This is a genomic window from Scytonema hankhaensis NUACC26, assembly GCF_045865695.1.
Classification (GTDB): domain Bacteria; phylum Cyanobacteriota; class Cyanobacteriia; order Cyanobacteriales; family Nostocaceae; genus Scytonema.
On the sequence record NZ_BAACAP010000159.1, the window covers coordinates 22,995 to 40,893 of the forward strand.

At 40.6% G+C, this 17,899-nt stretch carries 12 protein-coding genes and 1 pseudogene; 7 read left to right on the forward strand and 6 right to left on the reverse strand.

All coding sequences use genetic code 11. The features are described 5' to 3' along the window. Nucleotides 1-170: 170 nt before the first annotated feature. Together ACKTT2_RS12510 and ACKTT2_RS12515 are read left to right on the forward strand one after the other, a co-directional pair. Nucleotides 171-1,784: a protein kinase domain-containing protein gene (locus ACKTT2_RS12510; RefSeq protein ID WP_407887201.1), complete on the forward strand. Its 1,614-nt coding sequence runs from the start codon at nt 171-173 to the stop codon at nt 1,782-1,784. Nucleotides 1,785-1,817: 33 nt separating this feature from the next. Beyond that, entirely contained in the window at nt 1,818-2,318 is a 501-nt protein-coding gene (locus ACKTT2_RS12515; protein ID WP_407887204.1) for a hypothetical protein, read from the forward strand. Between the two features lie 435 nt (nt 2,319-2,753). Here the strand turns inward: ACKTT2_RS12515 and ACKTT2_RS12520 are convergent, their stop codons facing one another. Together ACKTT2_RS12520 and ACKTT2_RS12525 are read right to left on the reverse strand one after the other, a co-directional pair. Further along, nucleotides 2,754-3,956, reverse strand: coding sequence for a M20 family metallopeptidase (locus ACKTT2_RS12520; RefSeq protein ID WP_407887206.1), 1,203 nt, complete (start codon nt 3,954-3,956; stop codon nt 2,754-2,756). Between the two features lie 200 nt (nt 3,957-4,156). Continuing rightward, a complete protein-coding gene (locus ACKTT2_RS12525) occupies nt 4,157-4,720 on the reverse strand; it encodes a pentapeptide repeat-containing protein (RefSeq protein WP_407887208.1) in 564 nt (187 codons plus the stop codon). Between the two features lie 369 nt (nt 4,721-5,089). On the opposite strand from ACKTT2_RS12525, the gene ACKTT2_RS12530 reads away from it, so the two are divergent. After that, complete coding sequence (locus tag ACKTT2_RS12530) at nt 5,090-6,046, forward strand: fatty acid desaturase family protein (protein WP_407887210.1); 957 nt, start codon at nt 5,090-5,092, stop codon at nt 6,044-6,046. A gap of 25 nt (nt 6,047-6,071) precedes the next feature. Here the strand turns inward: ACKTT2_RS12530 and ACKTT2_RS12535 are convergent, their stop codons facing one another. After that, nucleotides 6,072-7,754 carry an IS200/IS605 family accessory protein TnpB-related protein gene (locus tag ACKTT2_RS12535; RefSeq protein WP_407887212.1) on the reverse strand — a complete coding sequence of 561 codons (1,683 nt, stop codon included), beginning with the start codon at nt 7,752-7,754 and terminating at the stop codon, nt 6,072-6,074. Between the two features lie 70 nt (nt 7,755-7,824). Here ACKTT2_RS12535 and ACKTT2_RS12540 point away from each other — a divergent pair, with 70 nt between their 5' ends. The 3 genes from ACKTT2_RS12540 (at nt 7,825) to glnT (ending at nt 10,571) form a co-directional block, all read left to right on the forward strand. Next, complete coding sequence (locus ACKTT2_RS12540) at nt 7,825-8,037, forward strand: hypothetical protein (protein WP_407887215.1); 213 nt, start codon at nt 7,825-7,827, stop codon at nt 8,035-8,037. Nucleotides 8,038-8,096: 59 nt separating this feature from the next. Continuing rightward, entirely contained in the window at nt 8,097-9,113 is a 1,017-nt protein-coding gene (locus ACKTT2_RS12545; protein ID WP_407887217.1) for an alpha/beta fold hydrolase, read from the forward strand. A gap of 147 nt (nt 9,114-9,260) precedes the next feature. Continuing rightward, nucleotides 9,261-10,571, forward strand: coding sequence for a type III glutamate--ammonia ligase (gene glnT, locus ACKTT2_RS12550; RefSeq protein ID WP_407887219.1), 1,311 nt, complete (start codon nt 9,261-9,263; stop codon nt 10,569-10,571). An 18-nt stretch (nt 10,572-10,589) separates the two neighbouring features. On the opposite strand, the gene ACKTT2_RS12555 is transcribed toward glnT, so the two are convergent. Then, nucleotides 10,590-12,350 (reverse strand): serine/threonine protein kinase, encoded by a 1,761-nt coding sequence (locus ACKTT2_RS12555; RefSeq protein ID WP_407887221.1) that lies wholly within the window; start codon nt 12,348-12,350, stop codon nt 10,590-10,592. A gap of 125 nt (nt 12,351-12,475) precedes the next feature. Next, a complete protein-coding gene (locus tag ACKTT2_RS12560) occupies nt 12,476-14,065 on the reverse strand; it encodes a peptide ligase PGM1-related protein (protein WP_407887223.1) in 1,590 nt (529 codons plus the stop codon). A gap of 732 nt (nt 14,066-14,797) precedes the next feature. On the opposite strand from ACKTT2_RS12560, the pseudogene ACKTT2_RS12565 reads away from it, so the two are divergent. Beyond that, nucleotides 14,798-15,269 (forward strand): annotated as a pseudogene (locus ACKTT2_RS12565) (2-dehydropantoate 2-reductase N-terminal domain-containing protein). A gap of 170 nt (nt 15,270-15,439) precedes the next feature. Here ACKTT2_RS12565 and ACKTT2_RS12570 read toward each other — a convergent pair. Beyond that, on the reverse strand, nt 15,440-17,899 hold a 2,460-nt coding region (locus ACKTT2_RS12570; RefSeq protein ID WP_407887225.1), incomplete at its 5' end, for a thioester reductase domain-containing protein.

Below are 17,899 nucleotides of genomic sequence, written 5' to 3' on the forward strand. Positions count from 1 at the left end.
AAAAGTGGCTGTCTGTCATTTTCATCACATTATTACCCCCCTTAATCCCCCCTTATAAAGGGGGGAAATAAGAGAAATCGAGTTCCCGGACTTTTATAAGGGGAGGGTTAGGGTGGGGTAAAAAATATTTGATACATCAATCATGACTTTTAAAACATCCTCTAAGACAAATGACTTTTGAAGATCGTATAGCTACTATACTCCCGTATTTATTGGATATTGCTCAAGGTCTTGAAACTATTCATAAAGCAGATTTATATCACCTTGATTTAAAACCTGCAAACATCTTTGTTAAAGCAGATGGTCTTGAGGTTAAGAGTGTGATTGGTGACTTAGGTTTCCTTTATACAGGGGAGCAGCTAAAATTTGAAGCTTTGCCAGTAGCTAATTTACAACTACCTCTTGGTACCCGCCACTATCGTTCACCCGAACAAAAAGATTATTTCGATATTTGTGATGTAGAAGTTGAAGTAAGCGATCGCAATGGAGATAATTGTGATGTCAAGCTAATTACTTACGATCCTAAACTTCGCGATACAATTATTGAGAATGATGATTATATAGTCTTCAGTAAGAATAGAAAAGCATATCGTATTAAGTCAATTGTTATTGATAATAAAACTGAAAATTCACCCATATATATTACTTTAAATACAAAAACAAATAATTTAAATAATGATAAAAAAACTCAAGTTATTTTGTACAAAAAGCAAACAATACGAACTGACTTGTTCGGTTTTGGAGCTATTGTATATGACTTAATCACTTGTGGTGAATCACCAGAGCGTTTTTACGAGAATATTAGAGTGATTTACGATCGAGCAGGGAAAAATGTTAAGGATATAATGGAAGATTATCTTAAAGTTTCTGATTTTCAATCTAGCGAACCAAGTTTAGTTCAAGTATTTGAGCCATTTAAACTTAATAAAGCCTCGTCATCTTATGCTCCATCTGATATTGTTGAAATTATTTTGCAGTGTATGCTTTATAAAGTAGATAATACTTTTTATTCTTTAAGTAAGGCTAATAATTCCGAACATAAATCAAAAACTGCAGTAGGTATTTTGCTAGAAAGCTTATTAAAAATAACTGAGGATCGCGGTGGCAAGTATAAAGTTAAAAACAGAAATAATCCTCTTTTTGAACGCGAGTGGAATAGCGCAAAATCTTCACAAAACCTCGGCTTTTTGGAAACAATAAAAGAGTTACAAAACATGGAGACAGATAGGTTATGGGAACGATTTGGGAAAGGATTTTGGTATTTAAATGAAATTTGTACATTAGTAGAAGAATTACTTAACTCTCAAGATGAATCTAGCAATTTTTCATTTAGCGAACTCCTACCAACAAATTTTGCTATTTCTAAAAGGAATAATCTACCAAATGCTCTAAATCTTAAATTTAAACTATATAAAACAACAACATTTTATGAGAGAGATTTGAGAAGTGATTTTGTATACACTAAAATTACACGAGATATAGGAAATCCTTTTGTGCCTAATTATTTAGCATTTATGCGTCGAAAAATAGTTTTAATAAAAAATGGGAGTAACGAAAAGATAACATATAGGTTTCTTGACTCATCACCATATGGAGATGTTATTGGAAAAGACGATTGGATTATATTAAAGTCAAAGAATAGCAATAATTTATTATTTAAAGTTGGGGGAATCTTTAATAATAATACTATAGAGAATGTTATGTTAGTCTCTAGTGATAAAAGTACTACAGATCTGACAAATATTAAAGACCATATATCTAATAGCGAAGAGTGTATATACTAGAAATATATAGATCCTTGTGTGTATTATTTAAATATGATAGGAATATATATTTATCAAATATTTTTTGTTAATATTGATAACAATATACAAAGTAAGCCATACATTACAGACCTTATTAATAGTAAGATTAATATGCTCAAAATCAAGGATACAAATATTGAAATGGAAATAAAAATTAAAGAAAAACTAGTAGATGAAGAAGGTTTAAAAAACTTTTTTTTGAAAAAAATTTCAGACCGGAAACTTTTAATTTTTCAAGAAGTTATAAAAATAATAGTTTCTATATATCTAAAATTAACTTTTACTGAAAGTAAAGACTCTTATTACAAAAAAGGAAATCCTGATATCTCTATAATGGATTTATTGTTTAAAGATATTAAAAAGCTAAGAGAAGCAATAAATGAAGCCACAAATATTGATATAAGAAAATATCCTGAAGTTAAATTCCCTCCATTTAAAGATGAACTTAAGAGTGTTTTAAAACCGTTTAATGAGATGACTTTGGATCTGATGGAAGTAAATAAGAAAAATTAAAATCAGCTGTGCCCTGAAAACTGATACCAATTCACAAAATGCACGATACATATACATTGGTCGTAGGGGCGCGGCGGCTTTGCGCTCCTACCAGGGTATTTGTATCACCAAAAAAGTGAAATGTATGAGTTAATGTAAAGTACTGCATAAGCTGATTTCATTAGCAACTATAAACACTCAGTTAATGTCCGCATCTTATGAGCCATGTGTTTAATAACGTGGAACACTCTAGTCAACTCAGTTGCTAAAAAATAAGTTGTTTAATCACTACTGAATGTATCAAACATATAGCAATCCTAAATGATTTCTAAATAATTCTGTTCCCTGTTAAGAGTTAAGAGTTCCCTACCCTCACGAGGTGTTTGTCATTCAAATAGGAATGCTATATGATGAATAACTTTTGTCGATTTAACTTCTTCTAACACCGGTCACTGGTTACTGGTCACTGCTCACTGATTCAATTTCTTGCCAGTATTTATAAGCCGCGTATGCCAAGGTAACGACTCCAGTAATAATGGCAGATTCATCTACATCAAAAAGAGGATGGTGCAATGGATAATTCAAAATTCTATCCTTGAATCCTACACCCAATCGAAACATGGAACCAGGAGCGTGTTCTAAATAGACAGAAAAATCTTCAGCACCAAGGGATGATTCGGGAAGTATTTGGACGCGATCGCTACCCCAAGCTTCTTCAGCAGCTGATTGTAGCAGTTGCGTCAAAAAGTAATCGTTTTGCACTCCCGGTACGCCCTGACGGAAATTCACTTGATATTTTGCCCCGTAAGTATTGCAAACACTCGCAACAATTTTTTCAATCCACTGTGGCAGATTAGCGCGGGTTTCAGGATGGAGAGAACGCACGGTTCCCAGTAACCGGACTTTATCAGCAATAATATTTGGTGCTCTTCCACCCTCAATCTTTCCAATGGTTACGACTACGGGACGTAACGGATTTTGCGTCCGACCGATCGCTTGTTGCAGCGTCGTTATAATTTGTGAAGCTATCCAAATAGCGTCAATCGCTTCATGAGGTCGAGCACCATGTCCGGATTCACCAATAATGATAATTTCTAGATCGTCAGCTGCGGCTGTGAGTGCGCCATAACGAACACCAATAGAACCAGCTGGTATTGATGGGAAAACATGAACGCTTAGTATACTGGAAACATCTTTCATGGCTCCATCAGCTACCATCCAGTTAGCCCCTTGAGCAATTTCCTCGGCTGATTGAAATAAGAACCGTACTTTACCAGGTAATTCCTCAGCTATCTGAGACAGTACCATTGCAGTTCCCAAACCAACTGTTGTATGGACATCATGACCGCAGGCGTGCATGATTCCAGGAGTGCGAGAAGCGTAATCCAAAGCTGTTTGTTCGTAAATTGGCAAAGCATCCATATCAGCACGTATTGCCAACAATCGGTCTGAGTTACCAGTTCCTTTGAGTTCTCCGATAACACCAGTTTTACCAACGCCTTCTTTGACAGAAAGACCACTCGAAGATAAAACACCAGCAACAAAGGCAGCTGTTTGTGACTCTTGAGCGCTCAGTTCTGGATGGCAATGGATGTGGCGGCGAATTTCAATTAAACGAGGTGCGAGTGCGATCGCTAAATCTTTGATGCGAGTAAGCATTGGTCAACCAGTTTACCGTTTTTCTTTATGTTGACACTCACCTGCCAAAGTCGGAAAAATTTTTGGCTCATTGTCCACAAAATCAGCCTCGCTTGAGTGACTGCATTAGGAGGCGGAACCTCTTGAAAGGCGTTCCCAGGCGGAGCCTGGGAACGAGGTGAGGTGTCAGATCTATGGTAAGCCGAACTACTTTCGTTTAATTACTCTGTGTAGCATACAGTACCAGTGGCACGTTCCAATTTAAAAGCATTGCAGTCTTTGGGGCTTTCGCGCTGTAATGACCATCCATAAGGTTTATCAGAAGTGACATTACCAGTGGGCATGGTTGTGAGGCGGAAGTGTGCTCCTCTAAAATTTGTGAACTGTGTTCTCGCGTCTTTAAGATTAGCAGCTTCTAAATTAGCGCTCATCAAACCCACATACGTAAGATTAGCACTTTCTAGAGAAGCTGATTTAAGATTTGCACCAATTAATGAAGCACCTGAGAGATTTGCTGAGCTTAACACAGCACCTTGTAGATTAGCCCCTGTTAAATCCGCATTTGCAAGATTAACTCCAGATAAATTAGCACCTTGTAGATTAGCATCTCTCAAACTTGCTTTACTGAGATTAAATTGAGTGAGATCGGCTTTACTTAGATCGCAACGCGGACAGGCATTTGTTGCCTTTAACTGTTCCAAATCTTGCGGATTTTCAGCCAAGACGTGTGCTGTCAAGCCGAAACAAGTTAATAAGGCAGTTGTAATAGCTATTTTTACGTTCATAGGTTCTTTCAAATAAATCCTTAGTTGGAGAATTTGGCGTACTGCTATACTTACATATAGAAGTTATTATGCATATGCTAAGAATAAAGCAACAGTAAAGGAAACGTAAATATACCGTAAAATCTTGTGAAGAAGCTACTCAAACAAAAATCAGCAGAATAGAATGAAATCATCTACACTATACAGAAACTCTATAGTCTACGAATTATAATTCCCCTTAGTCTGGTATAAGAGATGACTGAGGGGAAAATTTTTGAGCCTGTGGGACGGGCGTCCTCGCCCGTTCTATACTGGTGGCGGGCGGGACGCCTGCACCACAACAGAAAGTTGGATATTTTTTATTTGAAAGTCCCTTAATTGGCTGTAATTATGTCTAGTGATGCAATTATTCAACCTGAATTATTGGATAGTCAAGCCCAAAAACTGCACAACGCTCGTCAGATTCTGAATGTAAAAGAATTAAGTATTTTGAACGCTCGCTCTGACACGACCGGGCTAGTTCATCTAACTGGACATCTTATTATCCTTGGATGCAGTGGCTACCTCTGGGCAATGAATTGGGGCAATTGGTTGGTGGCGATACCAGCACTGGTAATTTATGGCTTTAGTTTTGCTTCTATGTTTGCGCCAATGCACGAAGGTGTTCACCGAACTGCTTTTGCTAGCAATCGTTTGAATGAGGTTGTAGCTTGGTGTGCGGGAGTACTTTCTTTTTATAACAGCACTTTCTATCGTCACTACCACAAATGGCATCACCTTTATACTCGGGTTCCTGGCAAAGACCCGGAACTGACCGATCTTACACCGCATAACTGGGGTGAATATCTATTGGTACTGAGCGGTTTACCTTGGTGGGTGGGGAAGATACGCGGGCATTATCGCGCTGCTTTAGGTCAACTTGATGATTGCCCATTTATTCCAGTTGCTTCCCGCTCCGAAGTCATTCACTCTACCCGTTGGCAATTAGCTGTTTATGCAGTCGCGATCGCTCTCTCAATTACATTCCAGCAGCCTTGGTTTGTGCTCTATTGGCTGCTGCCACTAATTATAGGTCAACCTATTCTGCGTTTTATTCTGCTAGCGGAACATACAGGTTGTTCTCTTGACGCTAATCCATTGACAAATACGCGGGTAACACTGACTTTATGGTCTGTGCGATTTTTCATGTGGAATATGCCATTTCATGCAGAGCACCATTTGTACCCATCAATTCCTTTCCACGCACTGCCTAAAGCCCATCAGCAGTTGAGTTCATACTTTACCCACGTCGATCGGGGTTACATCAAAGTCAACCGCGATATTATAGCTAAATTGGGACACCTTTAAATAACCTGTTAATAGCTATAAATTACTATCCACAGTCCAAGCCCATCGGTGACTGACTTGAATTTTTCTTCGTAGCCCTGCTCGATTTGGTTGAACGACAGCGTTCAGCTTTAGTTACCTTTTCAGGTTGTCCAATTTTGGAAACTATCCATTGCACGGTACTCAACTCGAACAGCCGATGCCTAGAAACCTTTTCCAAGGACATTGCCTTAGAAAAGGACAACCAAGCACCGTAGCCCTCTAGGTCATCCTCCGGTGACCCAGAGGGCATAAACTTAAAACCAGGCGGGATCTTCTCTACAAATCCCATAGCTTTACGAGCGATTACGTATGCAGCAGCCGTTGCAGAGTTCATGCCATAACGCTGCATATATTTGACCATCCCGATGACTGAGGTTAGGTAAGGTGAAACGAACTTTACCTCAACTCCAAACTTCTCTGCTCGTGCGACCAAGAAAGCTCTGAACTTATCATAAACAAAGCCTGACAGCATTCTGTTGTATGACTTGCTACCAGAATGACGTAGTTGTGACTTTTTAGCAGAGAAATCTAAATTTTCACAAGCGATAGGACATTTTAATTCATCGGCTATTCGGACAATATCAACAGATACATCACGTAGATATGCTTCCTTTTGTCCAGTACTCATCCCGAGGCTTGGCAGTGGGTAGCTCTTGATAACATCGCCCTTATTGCCATCGCGTTTAACATAGACAACATCGATACTTTCAGCATTCAAATCAATTCCTAAGCAACCATTCTTGATACTTGTTTGAGTAGTAACGACTTGAACATAAGTTGTCAGATGAATGTACCAATTGTTGTCCTTCTCTTCTCTTCTAAATAACTGAACCGTTACAGGCTTACTGTTTTGTAAAGCATAAAGTAAGTCATATTTTTGGCGCTCATTAACAAGAAAAGGTATGATAACTTTTTGACCGTAGTCCTCTTGTAAAAAACTAAATGGTTTGACAGTAACTGTAAATTCATTGTCTTGAACATGATGAATTTGGCATACTGGATTGTTACCGTCAATGCTGCCTTTACCTACAGAATAGATTAAGCCAGACCTAGCTAAATCCCAGTTTTCTTTCCATTCCTCATGAGATGAATAGTCGTTAGCTTCTAGGTGATGTTGAGCGTTGAATAACTTTTTCCCACCAAAACATATCTTTAAACGATGGCTTTTCTCTAATTTAGATAACTCCACCTGTTTTTTTTCTAATCTAAGAGCTTTAGATTTTAGCCCTAACAGCTTTTTCTCTATTCGCTTGCCTTGCTGGGGTCTTCCGCTAAATTTTGCAATACTTTCTTCTAGTTTTTCTACCTCTTCAAAGATATATTTCCAGCCTGATTTAATATCAGACTTTAATTCCTCAATCCGGTTTTCTTTTGCTGTCGTTAATTGGTCATAAGTTGACTTAGCTAGTGTTGTTATACTATCAGCCCATGCCCAAGCAAGTCCAAATTGTGTCTGAAGAATTTTCTCTACCTGCTCCTCTGGTAAGCCTTGTTGAAGTAGATTTACAGCGCTCCTTCGATATGACCCATAATAATAGCTCATGTCTTCTAGTAACAACGCTCTAGGAATTTGAGGCAACTTAGCTTCTATCCCTACACGTCGCTGATAAATGGGTTTTTCTGACTTAACTTTCGATTTCCTGATAGTAGTTAATTCGGAAATTAAAGATTTTTTCTTCTTAGACAAGTTGCCTCACCTCCTTTTTTCGCGTTACTATAGCTATCGTAACGCTATAAATTTAAAACATCAAGTGGATATGGCTAAAAAACAATCAGCCAAACTTTGGGAGCTCGCACACAAAGATAAGGTAAGCGAATATGGTAAGAAATATAGGCAGAAGAAAGCCCAAGCGACAGTAGTGTTAGAAGATTGGGTGAGAGAAAAAATAGATAAAGTGAAAGTCCCAAACCAGACTTATGGGAACTGGCTAAGGCTTTTAGTTGAAGATTGGGCAAAAACCTCCGAATAATTAGCAGAGGTTAACAGGTTTTATGAGGAAATCACAACTTAATGGTAAGAGTTAGAGGAATGACAAACAAGATTGGTTGTCTAATGTTAAAGAACTTTAAACTACAGTATGGTGCGGTTTTACCCGAAGCGCAACTGGTGTACCAAACCTACGGCGAACTGGCGAGCGATCGCAGCAATGTCATCCTCTACCCAACTTCTTACGGAGCGCAACATTACGACATTGACTGGCTGATTCGTCCCGATAGTATTCTCGACCCCAGCCGTTGGTTTATTATCATTCCCAATATGTTTGGCAATGGACTGTCGAGTTCGCCCAGCAATTGCTTTGATTGTGGACTGAGCGAACAAGGCTTTTGGTTTAGCCATGTAGATAATGTTCGCGCTCAAGAACAACTGTTGCGAGAAGTATTCGGAATAGAACGTTTAGCGCTGATTTACGGCTGGTCAATGGGCGCACAGCAGGCATATCACTGGGGGGCATTGAGGAGCGATCGCGTCGCTCGGATTGCAGCGCTGTGCGGTACGGCTCGTACCACTGACCACAATCGTATTTTTCTGCTAAGTCTGCGAACAGCACTGACAGCAGACCCCGCTTGGAATGGGAGATGCTTTGAAGCTGTCCCAGATCGCGGATTTAAAGCTTTTGCGCGGATTTATGCAAGTTGGGCTGCTTCCCATGCGTTTTACCGCGAGGGCATTTACTACCAACTGGGTTATACATCCTTGGAAGATTACTTGCTACGCGGGTGGGAGTCCAATTACAAAAAGCGAGACCCGCACAATCTGCTAGCCATGATTGATACCTGGCTGCACTGTGATATTAGCGATAACTCAACCTATCAGGGTGACTACAAAGGTGCTCTAGCTGCAATTGAAGCTAGGACGTTAGTGATGCCTGCTACAACTGATTTATATTTTCTGCCGGAAGATTGTGCTGCCGAAGCTGCTTTGATTCCTAGGGCAAAGTATCTCCCGATTCCCTCAATCTGGGGACACAGAGCAGGTAACCCCTACCAAAATCCGGAAGATGAAGTTTTCATCCGCACAGCCATTCGAGAATTACTGGAAGATTAAAGAAAGGCACATCCTGTGCCGTGCTCCGGTTTCCCGGAGCTTTCAAAGTCAACGGCTCCTTTCATTCGGTTTCAATCGATATACATAACTTTGTTCTCTGTTCCCTGTTCCCTGTTCCCTGTTCCCTGTTCCCTTTTAAATACAATTATGACTAACCTACTTTCTGAAATTGCCCGCTCCAAGGGTATCCGTTATTTTCTAATTTCGTTCACCGATCTATTCGGCGTGCAGCGCTCAAAACTTGTGCCAGCCGAAAGCATTGATGCTATGGCAGCTAATGGTGCAGGATTCGCGGGATTTGCGGCTTGGCTAGATATGACTCCAGCCGATCCCGATATTTTAGCAATACCCGATCGCGCTAGTTTGTTTCAATTACCCTGGCAGTCCGAAGTTGCTTGGATGCCTGCAGATCTCTATACTATGAATAGTCAACCTGTGGAGCAGACACCTAGACTCGTGCTCAAGCGCGTCCTTAACCAAGCCAAAGAATTGGGTTATAGCATTCGCACGGGAGTCGAATGTGAGTATTTTCTGCTCTCACCAGATGGGAACAGCATTTCCGACCCGCGCGATCGCTCCTCCAAACCCTGCTACGATCAACAAGCCTTGATGCGCCGCTATGAGGTGATTCGGGAAATTTGTGATGGTATGTTGAAACTCGATTGGGGTGCTTACCAAAACGACCATGAGGACGCGAACGGTCAGTTTGAGATGAATTGGACATACGCCGATGCTCTCGTCACCGCAGATCGTCATGCTTTCTTCAAGTATATGGTCAAAACGATCGCCGAAAAGCATGGATTGCGTGCTACCTTTATGCCCAAGCCTTTTCCTCATTTGACTGGCAATGGCTGTCACACTCACCTCTCTGTCTGGAACACAGATCTGAGCGCAAATCTCTTCCACGACGAGCAGGGAGAATTGGGACTTTCACCTCTGGCTTACCAGTTTATTGCGGGCGTATTGCATTCTGCCGAGGCGTTATGTGCTTTTTCAAATCCCACTGTCAATTCCTACAAACGAATCAACGCCAAAGTTACTACTTCAGGGGCAACTTGGGCACCCAGTACCATTACTTATAGCGGCAATAACCGCACTCATGCAATCCGCATTCCTGATGTTGACCGCTTCGAGTTTCGTCTCGCTGATGGTGCGGCTAATCCCTACCTACTAAGCGCTGCACTCATCGCTACAGGACTCGATGGAATTACCAACAAGCGCGATCCGGGTTCGCGTTGTGACTCCAACAGCTACACGGAACCACAAACAAGCGATGGAGCAAAACAGTTGCCATCAAACCTATTGGATGCTTTACGCAGCCTAAAAGCAAACACAGTTCTACCCCAAGCTTTAGGAGAGCGGTTCACGGCAGCATATTTAAAATTGAAACATCAGGAGTGGAATAACTACAATAGTTATATTACCCCTTGGGAGATGGAAAATACTTTAGATTGCTAGCAATATAGCTCGCTCGCCTCACTTCCATCCCAAAAAGCGCAACCCAGGCACAATTAAGTAATGACTGATTCCCAACCAGAAACTCTGCAAAATACCCATACAGCTAAAAAAGATGACTGGTAGCAATATCTTGCTTAAGCTAGGAGGGCTAACGAAGTTAAAGATATTTGTCGGGAACCCTAACATGACTAAGAATGCAAAGACGATCGCACTCCCAAAAGCAGCGATCGAAGCATACACTATATGATGGCTGCGAAGCCCTAAACCCAAAGTCAACAGCGAAACACTACCCAAAACTAATCCTACCAATGCCTCTGGTATTCCTTCAGGAGTCATCAGTTGTAAAATTAACCAACCGAAACTGTAGCCGATAACGCTCATTACCGAAGCTGTGACAAATCTTCGTCGCTGACCAAACCCCCCTGCAATGGTTAATCCCCAAGCAGTTCCCAATCCAGCACCAACAAATAAAAGAATCTCCGAGCCAAAAATCGTTTGCGAAATTCCCGTTGCTTCAAATAACCGTTCTGATAAAAATTGGGCTAAGCGGTCGTCCAGCGCGATCTGAGATGCTAAAATAAAACCCGCGATCGCACCTAAGCTAGCACCGACCCCAGTTAAAATCATTGTCCACAATGTATCGAGACAAGCGAGTATAACTGAAACAATTGTTTTGACTACAAAAAAAGTCGTTTTGCCTGCAGCTTGAGTAGAACGACCGAGGGCTTTTCCTAAAGAAACCTCAACTTGAGACAGCACACTTCCTGCTTGACCCAAGCCTTGGCGAACAGATTTCTCAATTTGGGAGAAAACACTAGGCTGGGGTAGTTGGGAAATCTTTGACAGCCGCTTTTTAATAATTGCTGCATTTGCTGGACGCGATCGCACATCCTCCTGAATCATATCATCAAGCAAATCGGCAAATTGCGGGCTAACTTTAACTTCACCGCGCCATGAAAGTTCTCCCGTTGCTGGATTTGCTGTCAGTTCTGTGAGAGATTTACCCGTCAACATCTCAATCGTGGTTCGACCGAGGGCATAAAAATCAGCAGCAGGACTAACAACACCGCCTGCAATTTGCTCTGGAGGACTGTAACCTGTAGAATACAACCTAGTAGAAGAAGACTGATTGCGAAACAGATTGGAACTCACCTGTTTTGCCCCGCCAAAATCAATAAGCACCAGTCGCTCCCCCTTAGTCGCCCCTTTACTGTGGGAAGATCTCAGCATTAAGTTAGAAGGCTTGATATCGCGATGGATAATCTTACGGTTGTGCAATTCCTGTAGAATATCCATAGCTTGAGCGAACCAGTTTAACACCACATCCTGCGGACACCCACGGGAATGCTGCTGAAACAATTCCTCCAGAGTTTGACCGGAAATTTTTTCCATCACCAAACAATGAAGTTTACAAGGTTTTGATTGCGAAGAAGTTGTCTGCAAAACCTCGATATGGAAAAAACCATCAACTTCAACTTTTGGGACACCGGGATGTCTCAACCGGGCTAAAACTGCTGCTTCTTGGGAGAACAATTCTAGCGCTTTTGGCGAAGATTCTATCAAAACCTTCAGCACCTTCTCAGTTTGAGTTTTGCCATCCCAAACAGTGTAAATCTGGGCAAAACCACCAGAGCCCAAAGGTTGTAAAGGAATATAGCGGTCTAATAGCTGTAGCGGTGCGCCACAGCTATTGCAGAACTTGTTTCCCCAAAGCTGGGGATAAGGGCGAGGACATTCAGGGTTAATGCAATGAATTGCATTGTGATTTAGGTGGGACACAAGCGCTTAAAGACACAGCCTGACACGATTGTACACAATTGGCGCTTGGTTGACAGTGACTAGTGAGCAGTGAGCAGTGACCAGTGACCAGTGACCACTAACAACTAACAACTAACCACTAACTCTTACCAAAAAGCTATCTCTGGTAAATTTATAAAACTGTCCCACTGTTCGCGTCCGCTTTCTTCGTCTAAGACTTTGGCGACTTTGTTATAAATTTCTTCCGCCTGTTGCGGTGAATCACCAATACTCGTCACCCCTAATTTCCCAAACTGGGAAAGACATCCCATTAAATGAAAAACTGTTCCTGTTTCGGTTCCTGTATCAAAATGCAATCTATGATGGGCGACAATATCCATTAGATCGTTGGGCATTATGCCATGATAGCGATCTTTCTGTAGGTTGTCTGTTGCAACGTAGTATTTGGGACGCCCCTGCTGACTGTAAAATAACCCAGTTGAAAGATTGTACCGTCCGTTAGTTAGCAATCTTAGGGTCATAAATGGATGGGTTGTACCGCCTTTGCGTAAGTTAATTTCGATCGCTTGCAGATCCCATTGTCCATCACCTCGGTTAACGGCAATAAAATCTACCCCAAATCTTTCCAATGCTCCTTTTTCTGCCAAATTTTTGCCAATTTTCAACCCTATCTGCTGCAACTGCATTCTATAAACTTCATCTGCAGGAAATCGACAGCCTAAGTATATTTGTCCATCCGGTCCTCCTAAAATTTGGTCGTGAGTTGAAAGAATTTCTACATCTCCATTGGGAGTAACGCGCCCCTGGACACTAGGAGAACGCTTGATTTCGCCTTCCACAAAAGCTTCTACTATCGCTCCCAACTCAGAAATTCTTCCAGAAAAATTCTCCCAAGTTTCGCTTTTCGCTTGAAAGCGCAGGGTCTCAAAGCTTTTTTCCAACGCTTCTACCCGTTGAGCATAGCTAGCATTGGGGGGCGCTAATTCTTGAAATGGTCTTAAATCCAAAAGTGCGTTTCCTTCCCCTGAAACTCCTTCATTTAGCTTGACTACCATCCGCTTTAATGTCGGTTGGCGTTCCCATAAATTAGCAGCAGCTTCTGCTAAATCTGTGGAATTCCACACTCTCTGACTTCCATCTGGATGGGGAACTTTACATTCTGCAAAAATTTGCCGACTACCACTTTTTGTTCCCCAAATTTGCAAATCTGGTGCAGCGGCGTAAAGCGGTACGCCCAATTTTAGCGACAGTTCTGCTTCTATTTCGGTTGAATTATAGCACACCATAAATGCTTTATCATGCCTTAAAGCTTGGCGTATTCTTTCTACCAAGCGGGGACGTTCTAGAATTTTTTGAGTTAACGGTTTGACAGAAGCATCGTAAGTAGAAAGTAATAACAAGCGATTGCGAGCGTGAGAAAAGGGAATTCCAGGTAACAGTTGTAAATAATAGTCAATTACACTGGGATGTATTGGTAGGGATGTGACATAAATTAACCTAGTGCGAGGATTTCGCAAACGAATCAATGAAAATAATAATCTTTCTTCATAATGTTCGCAACCGTCAATTTTTCTCAATTCACGTTGATCGATGCTAAGGGAAGGAACGATCAAAATATCTGCATCACTGCTATCAAATAACTCTACTGTTTGCCAGCGATCGCGTAAAGTTTGTTGAAGGTCGCGAAAGCGATCGGGTTGTTCTAGATTTGAAGAAATACGATTGAGTGTTTGCATAGTAGTAATTTCACTTGGTTCCATCCAAGCATTGCTAATTCTGGTATATCCTACAGAACAAATAGATGTGGAGAATGTCTACACTTCTTCATTCATACGCTTTTTCCTCTCATGATTTGTACTACCTAAAGAAGCAAGCTTAAACACTCATATCTAAGTCGAAATGAAGAGTAGTAGCTATAAAAGATATAGGAGAGAAGCATTAACCACTGTACAAGGGTAAGGCATTACTGTATGGGCACAAGGTCGCCGCGCCCCTACTAACCTTGTGTATAAATTTAATTATCTCTTAAGATTAATAAATTTTGAGATTATTTACGTCTAAAGTTTGATTTGCGACAAAGATATGATTGTTTATTTTTAGAACAATTGTTTATTTTCAAAACAAATAAGAGATATAAATCTTTAGAACAAATTCATCTGTGTAATTGCATTCCATTGTTAGGCGAGGGAACTACCATTGGTGTGAGGATGATTCGGGTCGTCACCTACAATTAATTCTAATTTGTAGGAAGACGAAAATAAGGAGGAAGCCTTTAGACTAGCAAATGGTATTAGGGAGCAAGCACAAGAATTATACCTTGGATTGACTTTTCGCTCCAAGGTTTAGTTTATGTGAGGAAAGAATAATTGGAGGTGGTTGCATCCAGTTGGAAAGTGGGGCAGTTTTTGGCTGTGTGTGTGCGGCGTATTCGCCTTACAATCGTCATAGAAAATCTCTTTGTTAGCAAAATGTCCGAGTGTAGTTACGCCATTTTAGGAACTGGTGCACTAGGTGGCTTTTATGGTGCCAAACTGCAAAAAGCTGGTTTAGATGTCCACTTTCTGCTCTATAGTGATTATGAATATGTTAGTAAATCTGGTTTGGTTGTTGAGTCAAAAGATGGTGATTTCACCCTTAGACAAGTCAACGCCTACAATAATGTAGAAAAAATGCCACAATGCGATGTGGTGGTGGTAGCACATCATTAGCGATCGCTTCATTCAAACAATGCTGGATTACACCGTGAAGATGAAGCCTTATCGTACCAGCATGAAAATTGACTACGACCAAAGGCGACCAATGGAAGTAGAAGCAATTTTTGGGAACCCATTACGGAAAGCGCTTGCAGCAGGTGTGGATTTACCACAGATTAGCTGTATGTATCAGCAGCTAAAGTTTTTGGATGAGATTAGAAGAGTGGGAGATCGGGAAAACGCTTAATTCCTTTGCTTAGTTTTTGCTTACTGCTGCTAAAAACTATAAGTAAAGTTTTCATAATGAGGGACGGGCATCGATTGTAGTCTATGTTATAAAATTGCCTCTTTGCACCATCCTGGTTGCTATGGGAGATTTTATAACTTCTGTTGTATTTCTTGAAAGTTTGATGTTCATCATTTCGCATCCAAAAAACTGCTACGAATAAAGTAGTCAAAATAAGTATTCAGCAATTTAGTATCTACCGGAGGACAGATAATCGAACTTTCTGCCAGCGCGGTCTGTGTTGCTTGACAGCTAATTTTTGGTTCTCTATCTTGTTGATGCTCTGGAGAATTTTTGAGAAAGAAAGGCAAAAGAGGATATAAGGGATTGGATTGCGATCGCGCTTGGTTACTAAGCTGTGACTGCCAATCTTGATAAGAAATATACTTGATGGGATAGCCTAAAGAACGAATAAAATCACTTAGCTGATTCCAAGAAATGGGTTGAGGATTGTTTAAATGGAAAGATTTATTAAGAGCTTCGCGTTGTCTTGATAGATAGACAATGCTTTTGCTGACATAATCAACAGGAGATAAATCCAATACATCAGTTATACCCGCCATACTTCCCATTTGGATGCAACCTTTAATCATTCGACAAATAACATCATCTGTATACCAAGCACCTGTTTGACTATGACCGGAAATAAAGGGGGGTCTGTAGATAGAAACGGGAATACCTCGCGATCGTGCAATAGTAGCTAATTTTTCTGCAACCCATTTACTTTGAGAATAGGAAAGTTTCATTCCAAAGCTATGAGCAAGTGAGTCTGATTCGCTAACTGTTTTTCCTAAATAAAAAGATGACTCAAAAACAGCAATGGTAGAAATATGATGTACTGGTTTAACTTTACCAAAACTTGCCAATCGGAAAATTTCTTGCGTTCCCAAAACATTACTAGGCTTTAAAGCCTCGTAGGGGTAAACATAATTTAGCCAAGCTGCACTATGATAAATTACATCAATTTCACTAGCAATCCTTTGAAAGTCTTCGGTTGGCAAACCCAACTTAAATTTTGATAAATCGCCTAAAATCGGAATAATTCTGCTACGAAAAGCCTCCTGCCAAATACCATAATATTCTAAGTTCTTTTGCACTTTGATTTGAGCAGAATCCTTATCATTTGCACGAACTAAGCAATAAATATCAGCTTGAGTTTGTTGCAGAAGTTCTTGCAGTAAAAAAGCTCCTAAAAATCCCGTCGCTCCTGTAAGGAAAATGACTGTTGGTTCGTTAATAAATGAGTCATAATTATGTTCTGGGTAGATGGCAGGATCTAAAATAACCTCAGCTTCTAAATCTATGACATTATGAGTTACAACACTTTTTGATGTTAATTGTTCGAGCAATATATTTACCAATTGATAAATATTAGACCCTGCAAGCAAAATTTCTATAGGTAAGTTTACACCAATTTCAGTATCAATCTGATTTTTCAGGTCGATATTGCTTAGAGAATTGAGACCCATTTCATTAAGTGGTTTTTGTAAATTTAGATGTTGGGATTCATCTAAACCTAAAACTTTGACAACTTTTTCTCTAATATAATTAACCAAAAGTTCTTGGCGTTTTGTTTCGTCAGAGGAAGATGCTAATTGTTGAAGCAACTGCAAATTTTGAGTCAATTGAGGTTCTGGTGGTTTTTCTCCTATATTTGCTATCTCTTGTTGCACTAAAAGCCGACGCAAAATTTTCCCAGAAGCTGATTTGGGGATTTTATCGACAATTTCCAACCGACGAATTCTTTTATGTGGTGCGACAAGCCCTGCTACAAATTCCATAATTTCTTCAGTAGTAGCTTCGCTTTTGAGGACAACAAAACCCTTGGGAACTTCACCCGTGCTTGGATGGGGACTGGGGATTACAGCAGCATCAGCTATTGCTGGATGGGATAACAATACAGCTTCTAGTTCTGCTGGCGCAATTGGATATCCGTTGTATTTAATTAACTCTTTAATCCGGTCAACTATGTAAAAATAACCATCTTCATCGACATAAGCTATGTCACCCGTGTGAAACCAACCATCGGCGTCAATGACTTTTGCAGTCGCCTCTAGGTTATTTAAATACCCTTTCATCACTTGCGGACCGCGAATCCATAGCTCTCCTTGCTCGTGGAAACCCAAAGGTTTCTCTGTTTCAATATCTACAATTTGACATTCCGTATTTCTTAGACAGGGACCGACAGAACCGGGTTTGATTTTTTCACATTCATCAGGGTTGATATGCGTTATTGGGCTGGTTTCTGTCAAACCGTAGGCTTGTTTGACGACACAATTTAAACGCTGTTCGCATTCTAAGGTCAGTTCATTACCCAGTGGAGCGGCTCCACAGGTAATTATCTTTAAGCTAGAAAGGTCGTATTTATCTACTATTGGTTGTTTTGCTAAGGCTAAGACTATCGGAGGGACTAAATGAACGCGAGTAATTTTATACTTCTGCACTAGTCTCAAAAAAGTCTCTAAATCGAATTGCGGCATCACAACTACGGTAGCTCCGCAATAAAGGCTATAGTTTAAGAAAATTTGCAGTCCGTAGCTATGAAAGAATGGGAGAATGCCGATAATTGTGTCTGCTGAACTTATCAACTC